Source organism: Stenotrophomonas sp. TWI1149, assembly GCF_039673155.1.
Classification (GTDB): Bacteria; Pseudomonadota; Gammaproteobacteria; order Xanthomonadales; family Xanthomonadaceae; genus Stenotrophomonas; species Stenotrophomonas maltophilia_AA.
In genome coordinates, this window is the sequence record NZ_JBDJLB010000013.1 from 110,056 (window position 1) to 124,927 (window position 14,872).

Genomic DNA, 14,872 nt, shown 5'->3' on the forward strand with positions numbered 1-14,872 from the left:
TGAACCGCCATCGGCTTGTCGTGCGTCTGGCGCAGGCTTCGGCGCATCCGGCCGCCGGGCATGAGGAGTACGCCATGCAGGATTTCGAGCAGCGCGACGTGCGGGAGGCCGCCAAGCGGCCCGTGACGACCCTGGCGCCCCATCGGCGGGCCGTCTTCCTTTCCGACGTGCACCTGGGCTCACGCCACTGCCACGCCGCCGAACTGGCCCGGTTCCTGGCCGACCTGCGCTGCGAGCGCCTCTATCTGGTGGGCGACATCATCGACCTGTGGTGGATGGCACACCGCCGGGCCAGTTGGCGGCCGGCCCACAGCGACGTGATCCAGGCCCTGCACGCGCTGCAGCGGGCGGGCACCGAGATCATCTACATCCCCGGCAACCACGATGCCTCGCTGCGCAAGGTCTGCGGGTTGATGCTGCCGGCCATGCAGGTGCGGCGGCGGGCGATCCACGTGACCGCCGACGGGCGGCGCCTGCTGGTCGTGCATGGCGACGACTACGACGGCATCACCCACTTCGGCGGCCTGCAGGAAAAGTTCGGCGACTGGCTGTACTACCGCATCCTCACCGGCAACCACCTGCTCAATGCGGCGCGGCGGCGCCTCGGCCAGCGCTACTGGTCCCTGTCCGAATTCCTGAAGAAACGCAGCGGCGCGGCCGAGCGCTACATCGAGCGCTTCGTCCAGGCCGGGCTGGACGACGTGCGCCGGCGCGGCCTGGATGGCATCGTCTGCGGGCACATCCACCGCGCGGCGCTGGTGGAGCGCGACGGGCTGATCTATGCCAACGACGGCGACTGGGTCGAAAGCCTGACCGTGCTCGCCGAGGATCCGGACGGCACCCTGCGGCTGCTGGATCACACCGGGCGGACCCTGGTGGCGCTGCCCGGCAAGCCCGCCTGGGCCAGAGCCGCCTGAGCACGACGGCCCCGGCGCACGCACGCTCGCGGCTGCTAGCATCGGCCGATGGACTCCTTTACCCAGATCGTACTCGGCGGCGCAGTGGCCGCCGCCATCGCCCCGTCCGGCCATCGCCGCGCTGCTCTGTTGGCCGGTGCCGCACTCGGCACCCTGCCGGACCTGGACGCGCTGGTGCTGGCCTTCACTGCGGCCGATCCGGTGGCGCTGATGGTCGAGCACCGCAGCTACAGCCACTCGCTGCTGGTGCTGCCGTGGGTGGCCGCGCTGATCTGGTGGCTGTTCAAGCGCTTTGGTCACGGCCGCGTGGCGCAGGCGCCGGGCCGCTGGTTCTGGGCGATCCTGCTGGCGCTGATCACCCATCCGCTGCTGGATGCCTTCACCGTCTACGGTACCCAGCTGTGGTGGCCGTTCACCCCGCACCCGACGATGTGGGCCAGCGTCTTCATCATCGACCCGCTGTACACGGTATGGCTGCTGCTCGCCTGCGCGGTGGCGTGGTTCGCGCGGGCGCGGCCGTTGGCGCAGAAGGCGCTGGTGGCCGGCCTGGTGCTCAGCAGTGGCTACCTGGGCTGGTCGCTGCTGGCCAAGCACACCGTCGATCGTGAGGCGGATCGTGCGCTGGCCGCGATGGGGCTGGGCGATGCCCCGCGCTTCTCGGTGGCGATGCCGTTCAACACGCTGCTCTGGCAGGTCGTCGCGATGACGCCCAACGGCTATGTGATCGGCGAGCGCTCGCTGATCGCCGACCGTGGCCCGATGACCTTCGAGGGCCATCCCTCCAACGTGCAGGCCCTGCGCCAGGCGGCCACGCTGCCGGCCGTGCAACGACTGAACTGGTTCAACCGCGGCTTCATGCGTGCGCAGGTGGTCGATGGCGAGCTGCGGCTCAGCGACCTGCGCATGGGCCTGGAGCCGGACTACACCTTCACCTTCGCGGTGGCGCGGGTCGACGGCGAAGGCTGGGCGGCGATCACACCGCGACAGCTGCGTCCGGCGTATGAAGGGGAGCAGGGCAGGGCGATGGTGAAACGCCGGTTCGCGGCGATGTGGCAACGCATCTGGCACGCACCGACGAACGCCGAGGTCATCGCACCCAAGGCAGGATGGACGGAGGCACCGTGACCGAGCGGTTCGACATGGAAATCAATGGCACGCGCTACACCCGGCTGGCCGATGTGCCGCCGGAGTATCGCGCCCTGTTGCTGGAGCTCACCCCGGGCCGGTCCGCCGAGCAGCCGGCGGTGCCGTTGCGCGAGATCATGCGCAAGGCCAAGGCGCAGCCGGACCGCGAACGCCAGCAGCAGGTGCTGCTGGACGAGCTGCGCAAGGTCGATCCCGAGCGCGCGCGACGCATGCAGAACAAGATCACCGAGCGCAGCCAGCGGCCGGCCACCGGTACGCTGGAAGTGGGCACCACGCCGACCGCGCGTCCGCGCGAAGGCGCCCGCAACACCGCCGGTGGCAGCACGGTGGCCCCGGGGGACCGGGGCGGACTCGGTATCTGGTTGCTGCTGGCCGCCGCGGTCGTGGTGACCGTGATCGCCTGGGCGACGCGGTAGGTCCGCGACGCGATCAGTACACGGTCGCGCGGGCCTGCACGAAGGAGAAGAAGAACACCGCGTTCGGGTCGTTCTGGACCAGGCTGAACTCGCGGCGCATGCCCTCCACCGTCTCCTGGTCGACCAGCCCGGCCTCCAGCAGGGGATCGGCGGCCGACAACAGCAGCTGCTCCCAGAACGCGATCATGGTCTTGCGACGCGCCGGTTCGCGGTTGTCCAGGTGGATGGTCTTGATCTCGGTGTGCACATCGCGGAAGCCGCCGGCCAGCAGCAGGTTGCCGAGCTTGGCGCCGACGAACGGATCGCCCCCGTGGTCGTACTGGAAATCATTGAAGGCCATCCAGTAGCGCCAGATGTGCGGCGAATACGGATCGAGCAGGAACGAGGCGTTCATCACTTCGGTGACATACACCGGCGAGCCGGGCACCAGCACGCGGCGCACTTCGTTGAGCACCCGCGCCGGTGACGGCACGTGCTCCAGCACCCAGCACAGGAACGCCGCGTCGAATTCGCGGGCGCCGAACGGCAGGTTGCCGGCATCGGCCTGCAGCAGCGTGTAGCGCTCGCGGCACCACGGCGTCTTGGCCAGGTTGGTGGCGGCGGTGGCGAGCTGCGTCTCGCTCAGGTCCACGCCGGTGACATGCAGCTCCGGGAAGCGCCGCAGCAGGATGTCCGTCTGCGCCCCGACGCCGCTGCCGACTTCCAGCAGACGCTGCGCGCCGCTGTAATCGATGCCGCTGAAGATGCTCGATTCGAACAGACGCGACTGGGTGACCAGACGGTGCTGCTCGGTATCGGAGAAGCCGTGGAGGTAGGTCGGTGCAGTGATCGGCGGGGTCATGGCGGAATGCTCAGGCAGCGGACGACAACGGCTCGCCGGCAGCGAGGGCATCGAAATAGTCGGTGGTCAGGGCGACCTGGCTGGCGGCGTCCTCGGCGCGGTTGACCACCGCACGGAAGGCGGCGTTCTCCGGCCGGTCCTTGGCGTACCAGCCCAGGTGCTTGCGCGCGATGCGCACGCCCTGCTGCTCGCCGTAGAAATCGTGCAGTGCGTGCAGGTGCCCCAGCAGCAGGTCGCGTACCTCGGCGATCGAGGGCGGCGCCAGCAGCGCGCCGGTGGCCAGGTAGTGCGCCACCTCGCGGAAGATCCACGGGCGCCCCTGGGCGGCACGCCCGATCATCACCGCGTCCACGCCGGTCTGCTTCAGCACCTGCGCGGCTTTCTGCGGTGAATCGATGTCGCCATTGGCGATCACCGGAATGCGCAGCGCGGCCTTGATCGCGGCGATGGTCTCGTATTCGGCGGTGCCGGTGTAGTGCTGGTCGCGGGTACGGCCATGCACGGCCAGCGCGGCGATGCCGCTGTCTTCGGCGATGCGCGCGATCAGCGGGCCATTGCGGTGATCGCAATCCCAGCCGGTGCGGATCTTCAGCGTGACCGGCACGTCCACCGCGTTGACCACGGCGGTGAGGATGCGCGCGACGAGGTCTTCATCGCGCATCAGGGCCGAGCCGGCCCAGGCGTTGCAGACCTTCTTGGCCGGGCAGCCCATGTTGATGTCGATGATCTGCGCGCCGTGGTCCACGTTGTAGCGCGCCGCCTCGGCCAGCTGCTGCGGCTCGGTACCGGCGATCTGCACGCTGATCGGGTCCGGCTCGCCGGCATGGTCCATGCGGTGGAGCGATTTGCGGGTGTTCCAGAAGCGCGGATCGGAGATGGTCATCTCCGAGGCGGCCAGACCCGCGCCCAGCCGTTTGCACAGCAGGCGGAAGGGCTTGTCGGTGACACCGGCCATCGGCGCCAGCACCACGTTGGGCTGGATGTTGTAGGGGCCAATCTGCATGTGCGCATTGTAGTGCCGGCCGCTGGCCGGCAACCACGCAAACACCGACGCGCGTTCAGGCCGATCCGGAAGGGCCTGATGCGCTCCGGTCATGAGCATATGCTTGACGATTGCTTCCACCGCCCCCAGCGGCGGCTGATGCTGGCCGGTTACCGGTCGCGGTTACCGGTCGCGGTTACGCGCGAAAACGCACCGAGCACCGGTCGCGCTCAGGGCGCCGGACCACAGGCATAGGTCAGCACGGCCAGATGCCGCTGCGGGTCGAGCCCGAGCAGGGCCAGCACGGCGGCGTCCTCGAACGAGCCGATCGCGCAGCCGGCGGCATGCATCGCCGCCACTTCCTGCCCCAGTGCGCCCAGCCAGACCCCGGCCTCGATCAACATGAAGCGGCCACCGCGCTCGCCGTACTTGGCCAGCGTGCCGGCCGGTTCGGCGATCAGGAACAGCACCGCCGCCGGCCGCTCCGGCCAGTCCACGCCGAGCAGCCTGGACAACGCCGGCCATGCCGGGCAGGGCCCCACCGGCACCAGCGCATGCCCGATCGGGTCGTACCAATGGATGCCCGGTTCTGCGGCGATCGCATCGTCGGTGCCGTACAGCGCGGCATACGCCTGGATCGGGTATTTGGCCCCGCCGGACGGCAGGCGACGCGTGTCACTGTCGCCGGTCCGGGCCCGCAGCGGGGCCAGCACGCGCCCCAGTTCCTGCGCGCCCCAGCGTGCGTCACCGAAACGACGGCCACTGTGGCGCTGCGCCAGGGCATCGCCGGGGTGTACCGGGTCCGGCAGGGCGACGCCGGCCGCTGCATGCAAGGGCCGCGGCGGCGACCAGGCGCGTGCGGCATCCTCGGCGATGCGCGCGCGCATCACTTCAGCGCGCGCGGGATTGAGCTCGCCGTTGTGCCAGAACAGATGGAACAGCGGGGCATCCTGCCAGGGGGAAGGCGGTGACGGCATGCGGTCCTCGGGGATCAGCCCAATGGATGCGGGAAGGGATTCGGAAACGCGCCGCTGTGCGGCACGCCGGGATACCGCCAGGCCACGTCCTGGCAACGGCCGCCGAGGAACGGCGCACGCTCGTCGGCATGCAGGCCGCTGAGCTGCGGCGACAGCACCCGCATCACCCGCAGGCCGGCCGCGGCCACATCGGCGGTGGTCAGCTCGCGGTAGTACAGCGCGATGCCGGCACGGCCCAGCCGGCGCCGCAGCAGATCGAGCTCGGCGATGGCGCGCGGTGCAGCGGGACGCATCACCTCGCCCGGTGGCTGCAGCTGCAACGTGCTGTCGCCCGCCTCCCGCAGCAGCGCCAGCTGCGGCCACAGGTCCGGGCGCAGGGTGTAGAAGGCGGCATGTTCGTCGAAGCTGCGCAGTGCCGCCGGTTCACGCGGAAGCCGCGCGCTTTCGCGGCCACACAGATGCGCGGCGAAGGTCAGCGCCTGCTGCCATTCCAGCAGCGCCTTGTGCAGCGCCTCACCCGGATCGGCGCGGCAGGCGATGCCGAGGACGTGCCGGGCGCGGCCTTCGAACGGGATGCCGCCCGCGACCGCGACCACCGGGTGCGGGTTCCAGTGCTGGGTCAGGTCGAAGGCCTGCAGTTCGCCCCCGCGCGCGTCCACGAATGCCTGCCATTGGGCGGGCAGCGCGATTCTCCGGCCGGCCACGCCGTTGAGCCAGGTCACCGCCAGCGCATCGCGCTCCAGCAGCTCCTGGGCCGCGCGCAGCAGCGCCAGCCAGGCGCCCTCGCGGCCATCCCGCCAGGCCGCCAGGCCACTGGACGTCGACGGCAATCGCGCCTGGCCGCTGCGCGGCCCCAGTCCGACCAGTTCCTGCGGCACCCAAGCCACCCGGTTGTCATCCAGCGCATGCACCGCTGCGAACAGATCGTCGTCGCGTTCGGGCATCGGCCATGGAAAACCCGGCGTTGCACGTTGGCCGGCCGAGAACAGCGCGAAGGCCGATTCGTCCAGGCGTTGTGCGGGCGTCAGCGCATCGCGGCGCCGCACTTCCAGGCTCGCCTGCGCCGCCGCCAGTCGCTCCAGGGCTTCGGCGACCGCGCCATCGGCGGCCGCATCGGCCTCCAGCGCGACCGCGCCTGAGACGCCCTGCCAGGGATTGGCCGGATCGGCCGGGGTGGCGGCATTGTGTACGCGCCGTCCCTCGAACAAGGGGCCGGTGGCATCGCAGGGGTTGGCCTCGATCGGCTGGGCCGGGCGCACCAGACCGCAGCGCGGACGCGCCGCGCCATGCAGCAGGTGCGACGACAACGTGGGCGTGTCCACCGCCGCCGCCTGCACGGCGGCGCGGCTCATTTCAACACGCTCAGCCAGAGCATCATCTCGAGCGCGCCGACCGCGAACAGGCCCAGCAGCAGCCCGATGGCGATGCCGATGCCGCGCCCGAGCGAACGCCCCGCGCGTTCGTAGACGAGGGCATAGATGCCGAGATACAGCCCGACGGCGACGAACAGCCCGAAGATCGGGTTGGAGGTGCTCATGAAAATGCCGCCGCCGATCGCGGCCAGCGGCAAGGCGAACAGCCCCAGCAGCACCCGGCTCGTGCGACTCAGACCGGCCGCCGGCGCTGTGGGCGTGGCTGACGCTGATGCCGTCTCCGGACGGTCCGGATTCGCAGTGAGCGACGGCTCGGGCAGCGGGGGAGGCTGCGGGGCGTGAGCACCGGTGCCGGTATCGACGGGAACTGCCGTGGCGTGCGCTTCGCTGCTGTTGGCGGCGGGCGCAACGGGGTCCAGCCTGCCGAGCACCACCGCGGACAGCACCGAGGTGCCGAGCAGGGTGACGACGCAGGAACTGCAGGTGGTCGAGGTCGAGCCGCCGCCTGCGGCGGCAAGGTCCTGGCGCGAAGCACTGGCATCGAACTGGGTCGGCAGGCGATACATGGGGTCACTCCCTTGACCGAGGCGGAAACGCCCGGCGCGGGAGGCACATTATCACGGGCGCGCGGCGTCCCAAGGCAGCGGCAGCGGTGCCGGCAGCGCTGCCTCCCCGCCCTGGCAGGCGGGGCACCACGGCAGCCTCAGCACCCGGTCGCGCTCCCCGTGCAGGCGATGCAGATCGAGCCAGACGCTGCGTTCGAGATAGCCCAGCAACAGCTGGGGCTGATCCAGCAAGGGGGCGACCAGCGCCGCGATCCGTGCCGGCTGCGCGGCGACGGCGGGCAGCGCCGGCACCACGGCGTCGCCCCAGCGGCGCAGCACCCGGTTGCCCAGGCAATACACGCAGGCGCTCTGGCCCGGCACCACATACGGCCCGAGCGCGAGCGTGTGGTGATAGCCGAGGTCGAGCAGCAGATGCGGCTGTGTCGGCATGCGTGCGCGGTAACGGGTGAGGGCCTGTTCCCAGCCGAGCCCATGCCGGACCAGGACCAGCAGATCGGCGTCCGCGACGGCATCCACGCGCTGCAGATCCGCGCTCGCGTGCTGGTCGAAGGCGTCGGCCAATACGGGCAGGGGTTCGCCGAGCCAATCGAGTGCATAGCGGCGCACGCTGCGCACCGCCTGCAGCGGCACCAGTACGCCGAGGCGTATCAACTGGCGGACCGCCGGGCCGCAGTCGGGATCGTCCTCGATCATCGCCAGCGTGTCGTCCTGCCAGTGGCCGAGGATTCGTTCGACGACCGTCGGCGTATCCGCCTCATCGACCACGTAGAGCTCGTCGGCGCCACCGGAGACCAGCAGCAGCGGGCGCTGCGCATGGGTCTGCGAGAACACGGCCCAGGCCGGATTGCGCGTCCAGCGCAGTGCGTCCGCGTGTGGGCCTGCGTGTTGCTGACTGCCTGCTGCTGCCACTGCGTACAGTCCCTGTATCCGCGAAAGCGCAAGGATAGCGGCAAACAGGCGTGCCACGTTCTGCTAGGGTGCGCGCGTGCCCCTACCGCCCCATGCCAACCCTTCGGTCTCCCAGCCGCCCTGGCGCGAGGCCATGCTGTGGATGCTGCTGCTCGGCGCGATGTTCATCCACGGCTACAGCTGGACCAACCACTGGGCCGCCAGCCAGGCGCAGACGTACAGCCTGCACGGTCGCTGGGACGAGGTGATGCCGTTCTGGGCCTGGACGATCTGGCCGTACCTGGCGCTGAACCTGCTGTACCCGCTGACGTTCTTCCTCTGCCCGACCCGATCCGCCCTGCGCCGCCATGCGCTGGCCATCGCGCTGGTGCAGGCCGCCTGCATGCTCGCCTTCGTGTGCTGGCCGACCGGCAACGTGCGTGTTTTGCCGCAGCCGGATGGCGTGAGCGGGCTGTTGTTCGCACAGCTGCGCGCGTTCGAGGCGCCGTTCAACATGGCGCCGTCGCTGCATGCCGCGGTATTGGTGGTGGTCTGGCAGGCATGGCGGCAGTGGCTGCAGGCCGACGCGAGGGCACTGCGCTGGCTGTGGCACGGCGCCTGTGGGCTGATCCTGCTCTCGACGCTCACCACCTGGCAGCACGATCTGCTGGACGTGCTTGCCGGACTCCTGGTCGGCGCGCTGGCGCTGTGGATCACGCGCTGCATGCCGACGTCGCTGGGGCCTGACGGCTGATCCATCCTCGAAGGCGAGTGCAGGCGCGGCGGCCAGTGGGTCGCGCCCCACGTCTGCAGGCCACCGGCGGTGCATGGAGAGCACCGGTTTTCCTTTTGCATACCGCGAGCCGGAGCTCCGTAGCGGCCGGTAGGCCCCTGGGCAAAATCAAGGAGGAGGCCGTCGCCGCAAGGCGGCGGCCGGGGGACATTTGCCGAGGGGCCTACCGGTCGCTACGGGGCCCTCACGGTCGCGGCAGACCCCAGCGGAGACACGCCCAGATAGACGGTGAGACGCTGGGAGAAGAACAAAAAAAAGGCCAGCGCGAGCGCTGGCCTCTCGGTATCCACACTGGTGACGCTTACTTGCTTTCGGCGTCTGCCGGGGTGAAGTGCGGCATCGCCGCGGCGGCGCCTTCCTTCTCGGTCGAACGGCCCGCGAACTGATTGGCGAAACGCACATGGCGGGCAAACGCCGCCTCCGGGTCCTGGGCGATCGAAGCGACCAGGGCGCCGTTGAACGCATCGCCCGCACCGGTGGTGTCCAGCACCTGCACCTGCTCGGCGCCCACGCGGTAGTACGGCTGGGTGTCGCCACGCAGGTTCTCTTCGGCGTGCGAAACGAACACCCCGACCGAACCCAGCGTCACCACCACGGTGCCGTTGCCGACCAGCTTGCGGCACAGCGCATGCAGGCTGGCGCCATCCAGCGCGGCGACGTCGTTGGCCTCCACGCGCTCGCCGACATGACGGCCGAGCAGGGCGGCGAACTCGGTCTCGTTCGGGGTCAGCACGTCGGCCAGCTTGAGCAGGCCGATGCTGGACGGCGCATCGGCGGGGGCCACGTTGAGCACGGTGGTGGCACCGGCCTCACGCGCGATCGCCAGGGCGGCCTCGATGGTTTCCACCGGCGATTCCAGCTGTGCCAGCACCACCTTGGCGCCGGCCAGCAGCGCGCGCTGCTGTTCGACGAAGTCCAGGCTCAGCGCCGCGTTGGCACCCGGGCCGATCACGATGGTGTTGCGGCCACGACTGTCGACATAGATGCCGCCGGTGCCGGTCGGCTCGCTGCTGGCCTCGGCGGTCAGCGCGAAGCCGTCCTGCTCGGCGAGCCCACGGGCCATCGCACCGCCGGCGTCATCGCCCAGCGCGCACAGGAACGTGGTCGGCGCGCCGGCACGGCGGGCGGCCACGGCCTGGTTGAAGCCCTTGCCGCCGGGACCGGTGCTGTAGCGGCCGGCAATGGTCGCACCCGGGGCCGGGAGCGACTCACAACGCCAGACATGATCCACATTGAAGGAACCGATTACGACGACACTGCTACTCATAAAGACTGTTTCTCAAGGAACGGATATCAGCTGAAATGCGTCAGCACGCCGGCGATGGTCGCCGTCATGAAGGTGGCAATGGTACCGCCGAGCACTGCACGCAGGCCGAACTTGGCCAGATCGTGGCGACGCTCCGGCGCCAGGCCACCAATACCACCGATCTGGATCGCGATGGAGCTGAAGTTGGCAAAGCCGCACAGCGCATAGGTCGCGATCAGGCGGCCCTCGTCGGAAAGCACCATCCCCGGCACCTGGCCGTTGACGATCTTGGACAGCTCCGAGTAGGCCACGAACTCATTGATCACGACCTTCTGGCCGATCAGCGAACCCACGGTGGTGGCATCGGCCCACGGCGTACCGATCACCCAGGCGATCGGGGCCAGCAGGTAGCCGAACAGGGTCGACAGGTCGGTCGGGCGGCCGATGATCGCGGCCAGGCCGGTCACGTCGCCCAGCCAGGTCAGCGGGGCGTTCAGCAGTGCGATCAACGCGATGAAGGCCAGCAGCATCGCACCGATGTTCAGCGCCAGCTTGAGGCCGTCGCCGGCACCGGCCGCGGCGGCGTCGATGATGTTGCTGGAGGTCTTCTCCACTTCCATCTTGACCGTGCCGCGGGTAAGCGGGGTGCCGGTTTCGGGCACGAGCAGCTTGGCCACCACCAGGGTCGCCGGGGCGGCCATGATGCTCGCCGCCAGCAGATGCTTGGCGTAGAACGCCTGCTGCACCGGGTCGTTGCCGCCGAGCATGCCCACGTAGGCTGCCAGCACGCCGCCGGCGATGTGCGCCATGCCGCCGATCATCATGGTGATCAGCTCGGACTGGGTCATCTTGGCGATGTACGGGCGGACCGTCAGCGGCGCCTCGGTCTGGCCGATGAAAACGCTGGCGCAGACGCTGGTGGTTTCCGCACCGGACACGCGCATGATCTTGGTGATCGCCCAGGCCATGCCGCGCACGATCATCTGCATCACGTTGAGGTGGTACATGACCCCCATCAGCGCCGAGAAGAAGATGATGGTCGGCAGCACCTGGAAGGCGAAGATGAAACCGAACTGGCTGGTGTCCATCAGGCTGCCGAAGATGAAGCCGGAGCCCTCGTTGACGAAGCTCAGGATCTTGACGAAGCCCTTGCCCAGCGCGTCGAACACATCACGGCCACCCGGGACCAGCAGCACCACCGCCGCGAAGGCGATCTGCAGTGCGATACCGGTGACGACCAGGCGCCAGTCGACAGCCCGCTTGTTGTTCGAGAACAACCAGGCAATGCCGATCAGCACTGCCAACCCGAACAGGCCGAAGCCAATCCTGCCCAAACCTTCGACCATGAGACTTCCCTTGGGGTGCCGCGAAAAACGGGAAGCCTAGAGCAGCGGCAAGGGCGGGGCAAGGAAAAGCAGCGTCCGCGAGCCGATCGGTCGTGATCGGGCCTGTATCGGCAAGGGATGGCCCGGTTTCCGCGAGGCGTGTCATGGGCCATGAGATCAGGGCGTGCGGCCTGCGCGCGCTGCGCGCCACCCTCTACACTTACCGGTATCGATCCGGCCCGGTCGCGGGCCCGCAGCAGGAGAACCACATGCTCTATCGCCGTCTTGGCTCCACCGGCCTGAAGCTCTCGGCCCTGTCCTTCGGGGCCTGGGTGACCTTCGGCGATCAGATCGGCCGCGACGAAGCCCGCAAACTGATCGCCACCGCCTGGGATGCCGGGGTCAACTTCTTCGACAACGCCGAGGGCTATGCCCGCGGCCGCGCCGAGCAGGTGATGGGGGATGTGATCGCCGACCTGCGCCTGCCACGCGACGGCTTCTGCGTTTCCAGCAAGGTGTTCTTCGGTGCCGTCGACGACCCGCGCCCGACCCAGCACGGCCTGTCGCGCAAGCACGTGACCGACGCCTGCCACGCCGCGCTCAAGCGCCTGCGGGTGGAATACCTGGATCTTTATTACTGCCATCGCCCGGATCCGGACACCCCGATCGCCGAGACCGTGCAGGCGATGGATACCCTGATCCGCCAGGGCAAGGTGCTGTACTGGGGCACCTCGGAGTGGTCGGCCGCGCAGATCCAGGAGGCGGTGGACATCGCCCGCGCGCGCAACCTGCATGCGCCTTCGATGGAGCAGCCGCAGTACAACCTGCTGCACCGTGAGCGGGTCGAGCGCGAGTACGCCCCGCTGTACGCGGAGGCCGGCCTGGGCACCACGATCTGGTCGCCGCTGGCCTCCGGCCTGCTGACCGGCAAGTACAACGCGGGGATCGACCCGCAGTCCCGGCTGGGCCAGGAACAGCTGGGCTGGTTGAGGACGCAGGTGCTCGGCGACGGCAGCGACCGCATGGAACGGGTGCGCCGCTATACCGCACTGGCCGCGCAGCTCGGTGTTTCCCCGGCGCAGCTGGCGATCGCCTGGTGCCTGCGCAACCCCAATGTGTCCAGCGTGATCCTCGGCGCCAGCCGGGTCAGCCAGCTGGAAGAAAACCTGGGGGCGCTGGCCCTGCTCGAACAGCTGGATGAGAGCGTGTGGCAGCAGGTGGATGCGGTGTTTGGTTGATCGGTCGGTTTGGATGCGGGGAGCCGGCCAGCGGCCGGCACTACCGGTCCGGGTGCGGCAGGACATCGAGGTAGCCGGCATGTGGGGAGGGTAGTGCCGGCCGCTGGCCGGCTCCCCAGCCAGCTGAAACGGCAAGCTTCCCCTCCAGTTTGATTGACAAAGCCTATTGATACCTGACGTTCGATCATTAATGCCATCTATCAAAGTGAGAATGGTTGTTGATTGTCAACTGAGAATCATTATCATTTGACTCGCCCCTCGCAACGAGTCCAGACGATGAACACTCAAGCTGCTGTACTGCTGCGCCCCGAAACGCTGACCCTCCGCGACCGTCCGGTCCGCGTCGTCCCGCCGGAAGAAGTGATCGACAGCGAAGCCCTGCTCAAGGGACGTCGCGAAATCCTGATCCAGCACGGCGACCGGTTCTATCGCCTGCGCCATACCAGCAACGACAAGCTCATTCTGACCAAGTAATGCCGGCCCGCTCTCTCCCCCTCGACACTCCGCCGTCGACTCCGGTCTCCGGCGTGGGTCGAGGGTCTCCCCCTCAACCGCCGAGTGCAGGTAGATCGCCATGAGCCGCGCCCTCTCCGTCGGCCGCCCACCGGGCCGCCATCCCATCGCCGGTCTACCCTCGGCCACGCAGCTGGCCTCGCTGGGTACCGTGCTGTGCCTGTACCGTCCCGACAGCAGTGAACTCGGTGGCTGGAAACACGCCGTCTCCGCGCATGCCTGCCAGGGCATGGACAGCGAAGGCATCCGCGAAAGCCTGTGCTTCGTCGATGCCCGCGGACGCTGCTGCTGGCGCCTGTATCTGCTGCCGGACAGCGACTTCCTCGCCTGGGACCGCCTGGTCTCCGCGTTCCCCGCACGGCCCGAACCGGTCAACGACGGGGGTGTCGCCGAACGTCTGTGGCGCCGCCTCGCGGTGCGCCTGGGCAACGACGCCTGGCGCATGTGCGCGCTGCGCCTGCAGGTGGGGGAAGGCCGCGAACTCGCCGCCAGCCTGGCCTCGTTGTCGTCCCTGGGCGCCACCACCGCGCGCCGGATCGGCAACGTGGAAGGCGCCGAAGGCGAGCTGTGGGTCGATGACTGCTGCTGCGCCACCGCCGCCCGCCGCGGCGGACCGTGGACCGCCGATGGCATGCCGGTGATCCAGCTGTAATGACGCACTCGCTCGCCCTCGCAGGGCTGCTGCTCGCGCTCACCGCCAGTGCGCATGCCGTGCCGGCCGACCCTGCGCGCGACCACGCCAGCATCCTGGCGATGCAGGGCGAATACGCGGTCGACTTCGCCTTCGACGAAACCGTCCTGCTCGCCCCTGGCTACGAACGCGCGCCGGCCGTGCGCACCGGCGGCAACGAAGTGGTGATCGTGGTCGAAGACACTCCGACGCGGGTGGTGCTGCAGCACCTGCTGGTCGAACCCAAGAGTGGCCACGTCACCAAGCACTGGCGCCAGGACTGGGTGTACCAGGCACCGCACCGGTTCGAGTTCAGCGCAGACCAGACCTGGCAGGTGCGCCCGATTCCCGCAGCGCTCACCCGCGGCGCCTGGACCCAATGCGTCTATGAAGTCAGTGACGCACCGCGCTACTGCGGCACCGGCCGATGGACCTACGACAACGGCATCACCGCGTGGACCAGCGACCTCAGCTGGCGCCCCCTGCCGCGCCGCGAATACACCCGCCGCAGCGACTACAACGCGCTCGCGGTGATCAACCGGCACACGCGCACCCCGAACGGTTGGACCCACGAGCAGTTCAACACCAAGATCCTGCGGCGCCCCGACGGAACGCAGACACCGATCGCGCGTGAGTTCGGCTTCAACGATTACAACAAGACCACCGAGGTGGACTTCAAGCCTGCCTACGATTACTGGATGACCACCGCGGGTTACTGGGCGAAGGTGCGCCAGCGCTGGGACGGCTTCCTCGGGCAGGCACCGGGCGTGCACCTGAAAACCACACCCGACGGCATGGCCATGATCATCCCGCTGTTCACCCAGGCCCAGGACATCCAGGACGGCAAGACCGTGGCGGACACCGAGATCGACGCCGTCTTCCAGCAGTGGGTGGAAAAAGCACCGACAGAACGCGCGCGCTGACACAGCCGTAATCGATGGCGCTCGACCCTCCGCCCAAAGCCATCCATCGGGAAGGATG

16 protein-coding genes are annotated in these 14,872 nt (G+C 69.0%); 8 read left to right on the forward strand and 8 right to left on the reverse strand.

The features are described 5' to 3' along the window. Window positions 1-74: 74 nt before the first annotated feature. The 3 genes from ABE424_RS15355 to ABE424_RS15365 are packed head-to-tail and all read left to right on the forward strand — an operon-like array spanning window position 75 to window position 2,479. Window positions 75-917 carry a UDP-2,3-diacylglucosamine diphosphatase gene (locus tag ABE424_RS15355; RefSeq protein WP_346491339.1) on the forward strand — a complete coding sequence of 281 codons (843 nt, stop codon included), beginning with the start codon at window positions 75-77 and terminating at the stop codon, window positions 915-917. A gap of 48 nt (window positions 918-965) precedes the next feature. Continuing rightward, window positions 966-2,042, forward strand: a complete 1,077-nt coding sequence (locus ABE424_RS15360; RefSeq protein WP_346491338.1) for a metal-dependent hydrolase — start codon at window positions 966-968, stop codon at window positions 2,040-2,042. Beyond that, window positions 2,039-2,479, forward strand: coding sequence for a hypothetical protein (locus ABE424_RS15365; RefSeq protein ID WP_346491337.1), 441 nt, complete (start codon window positions 2,039-2,041; stop codon window positions 2,477-2,479). The genes ABE424_RS15360 and ABE424_RS15365 overlap by 4 nt, the downstream gene beginning before the upstream one ends. Before the next feature lie 13 nt (window positions 2,480-2,492). On the opposite strand, the gene ABE424_RS15370 is transcribed toward ABE424_RS15365, so the two are convergent. The 6 genes from ABE424_RS15370 to ABE424_RS15395 form a co-directional block, all read right to left on the reverse strand. Beyond that, the gene (locus ABE424_RS15370; protein WP_346491336.1) at window positions 2,493-3,320 is read right to left on the reverse strand and encodes a methyltransferase domain-containing protein; all 828 of its coding nucleotides are present in this window, start codon (window positions 3,318-3,320) and stop codon (window positions 2,493-2,495) included. 10 nt (window positions 3,321-3,330) lie between these two features. Next, window positions 3,331-4,323, reverse strand: a complete 993-nt coding sequence (dusB, locus tag ABE424_RS15375; protein ID WP_179460784.1) for a tRNA dihydrouridine synthase DusB — start codon at window positions 4,321-4,323, stop codon at window positions 3,331-3,333. 209 nt (window positions 4,324-4,532) lie between these two features. Continuing rightward, window positions 4,533-5,279: a SagB/ThcOx family dehydrogenase gene (locus ABE424_RS15380; RefSeq protein WP_346491335.1), complete on the reverse strand. Its 747-nt coding sequence runs from the start codon at window positions 5,277-5,279 to the stop codon at window positions 4,533-4,535. A gap of 14 nt (window positions 5,280-5,293) precedes the next feature. After that, window positions 5,294-6,631: a YcaO-like family protein gene (locus ABE424_RS15385; RefSeq protein WP_346491334.1), complete on the reverse strand. Its 1,338-nt coding sequence runs from the start codon at window positions 6,629-6,631 to the stop codon at window positions 5,294-5,296. Then, window positions 6,628-7,218 carry a hypothetical protein gene (locus tag ABE424_RS15390; protein ID WP_346491333.1) on the reverse strand — a complete coding sequence of 197 codons (591 nt, stop codon included), beginning with the start codon at window positions 7,216-7,218 and terminating at the stop codon, window positions 6,628-6,630. Before ABE424_RS15390 ends, ABE424_RS15385 begins: the two co-directional genes overlap by 4 nt. A gap of 51 nt (window positions 7,219-7,269) precedes the next feature. Then, on the reverse strand, window positions 7,270-8,049 hold the full coding sequence (locus ABE424_RS15395) for a hypothetical protein (protein WP_346491332.1): 780 nt from the start codon (window positions 8,047-8,049) through the stop codon (window positions 7,270-7,272). 154 nt (window positions 8,050-8,203) lie between these two features. Here ABE424_RS15395 and ABE424_RS15400 point away from each other — a divergent pair, with 154 nt between their 5' ends. Further along, the gene (locus ABE424_RS15400) at window positions 8,204-8,860 is read left to right on the forward strand and encodes a phosphatase PAP2 family protein (protein ID WP_346501970.1); all 657 of its coding nucleotides are present in this window, start codon (window positions 8,204-8,206) and stop codon (window positions 8,858-8,860) included. A 340-nt stretch (window positions 8,861-9,200) separates the two neighbouring features. Here ABE424_RS15400 and ABE424_RS15405 read toward each other — a convergent pair whose 3' ends face one another. Both ABE424_RS15405 and ABE424_RS15410 read right to left on the reverse strand, forming a co-directional pair. Next, the gene (locus ABE424_RS15405; RefSeq protein ID WP_346491330.1) at window positions 9,201-10,166 is read right to left on the reverse strand and encodes a ribokinase; all 966 of its coding nucleotides are present in this window, start codon (window positions 10,164-10,166) and stop codon (window positions 9,201-9,203) included. A 26-nt stretch (window positions 10,167-10,192) separates the two neighbouring features. Beyond that, entirely contained in the window at window positions 10,193-11,491 is a 1,299-nt protein-coding gene (locus ABE424_RS15410) for a nucleoside transporter C-terminal domain-containing protein (protein WP_176990364.1), read from the reverse strand. Between the two features lie 248 nt (window positions 11,492-11,739). On the opposite strand from ABE424_RS15410, the gene ABE424_RS15415 reads away from it, so the two are divergent. The 4 genes from ABE424_RS15415 (at window position 11,740) to ABE424_RS15430 (ending at window position 14,814) form a co-directional block, all read left to right on the forward strand. After that, window positions 11,740-12,708: an aldo/keto reductase gene (locus ABE424_RS15415; protein WP_346491329.1), complete on the forward strand. Its 969-nt coding sequence runs from the start codon at window positions 11,740-11,742 to the stop codon at window positions 12,706-12,708. Between the two features lie 276 nt (window positions 12,709-12,984). Continuing rightward, window positions 12,985-13,182, forward strand: a complete 198-nt coding sequence (locus tag ABE424_RS15420; protein ID WP_019182448.1) for a hemin uptake protein HemP — start codon at window positions 12,985-12,987, stop codon at window positions 13,180-13,182. 100 nt (window positions 13,183-13,282) lie between these two features. After that, window positions 13,283-13,873 (forward strand): Hemin transport protein, encoded by a 591-nt coding sequence (locus tag ABE424_RS15425; protein ID WP_346491328.1) that lies wholly within the window; start codon window positions 13,283-13,285, stop codon window positions 13,871-13,873. Next, window positions 13,873-14,814: a DUF6607 family protein gene (locus ABE424_RS15430; RefSeq protein ID WP_346491327.1), complete on the forward strand. Its 942-nt coding sequence runs from the start codon at window positions 13,873-13,875 to the stop codon at window positions 14,812-14,814. Before ABE424_RS15425 ends, ABE424_RS15430 begins: the two co-directional genes overlap by 1 nt. Window positions 14,815-14,872 lie beyond the last annotated feature (58 nt).

Excerpts from the sequence above, each read along its gene's own strand:
- ABE424_RS15355 (WP_346491339.1), top strand. The coding sequence starts at position 75 with ATGCAGGATTTCGAGCAGCGCGACGTGCGGGAGGCCGCCAAGCGGCCC.
- ABE424_RS15360 (WP_346491338.1), top strand. The coding sequence starts at position 966 with ATGGACTCCTTTACCCAGATCGTACTCGGCGGCGCAGTGGCCGCCGCC.
- ABE424_RS15370 (WP_346491336.1), bottom strand. The coding sequence starts at position 3,320 with ATGACCCCGCCGATCACTGCACCGACCTACCTCCACGGCTTCTCCGAT.
- dusB (WP_179460784.1), bottom strand. The coding sequence starts at position 4,323 with ATGCAGATTGGCCCCTACAACATCCAGCCCAACGTGGTGCTGGCGCCG.
- ABE424_RS15380 (WP_346491335.1), bottom strand. The coding sequence starts at position 5,279 with ATGCCGTCACCGCCTTCCCCCTGGCAGGATGCCCCGCTGTTCCATCTG.
- ABE424_RS15385 (WP_346491334.1), bottom strand. The coding sequence starts at position 6,631 with ATGAGCCGCGCCGCCGTGCAGGCGGCGGCGGTGGACACGCCCACGTTG.
- ABE424_RS15390 (WP_346491333.1), bottom strand. The coding sequence starts at position 7,218 with ATGTATCGCCTGCCGACCCAGTTCGATGCCAGTGCTTCGCGCCAGGAC.
- ABE424_RS15405 (WP_346491330.1), bottom strand. The coding sequence starts at position 10,166 with ATGAGTAGCAGTGTCGTCGTAATCGGTTCCTTCAATGTGGATCATGTC.
- ABE424_RS15410 (WP_176990364.1), bottom strand. The coding sequence starts at position 11,491 with ATGGTCGAAGGTTTGGGCAGGATTGGCTTCGGCCTGTTCGGGTTGGCA.
- ABE424_RS15415 (WP_346491329.1), top strand. The coding sequence starts at position 11,740 with ATGCTCTATCGCCGTCTTGGCTCCACCGGCCTGAAGCTCTCGGCCCTG.
- ABE424_RS15420 (WP_019182448.1), top strand. The coding sequence starts at position 12,985 with ATGAACACTCAAGCTGCTGTACTGCTGCGCCCCGAAACGCTGACCCTC.
- ABE424_RS15425 (WP_346491328.1), top strand. The coding sequence starts at position 13,283 with ATGAGCCGCGCCCTCTCCGTCGGCCGCCCACCGGGCCGCCATCCCATC.
- ABE424_RS15430 (WP_346491327.1), top strand. The coding sequence starts at position 13,873 with ATGACGCACTCGCTCGCCCTCGCAGGGCTGCTGCTCGCGCTCACCGCC.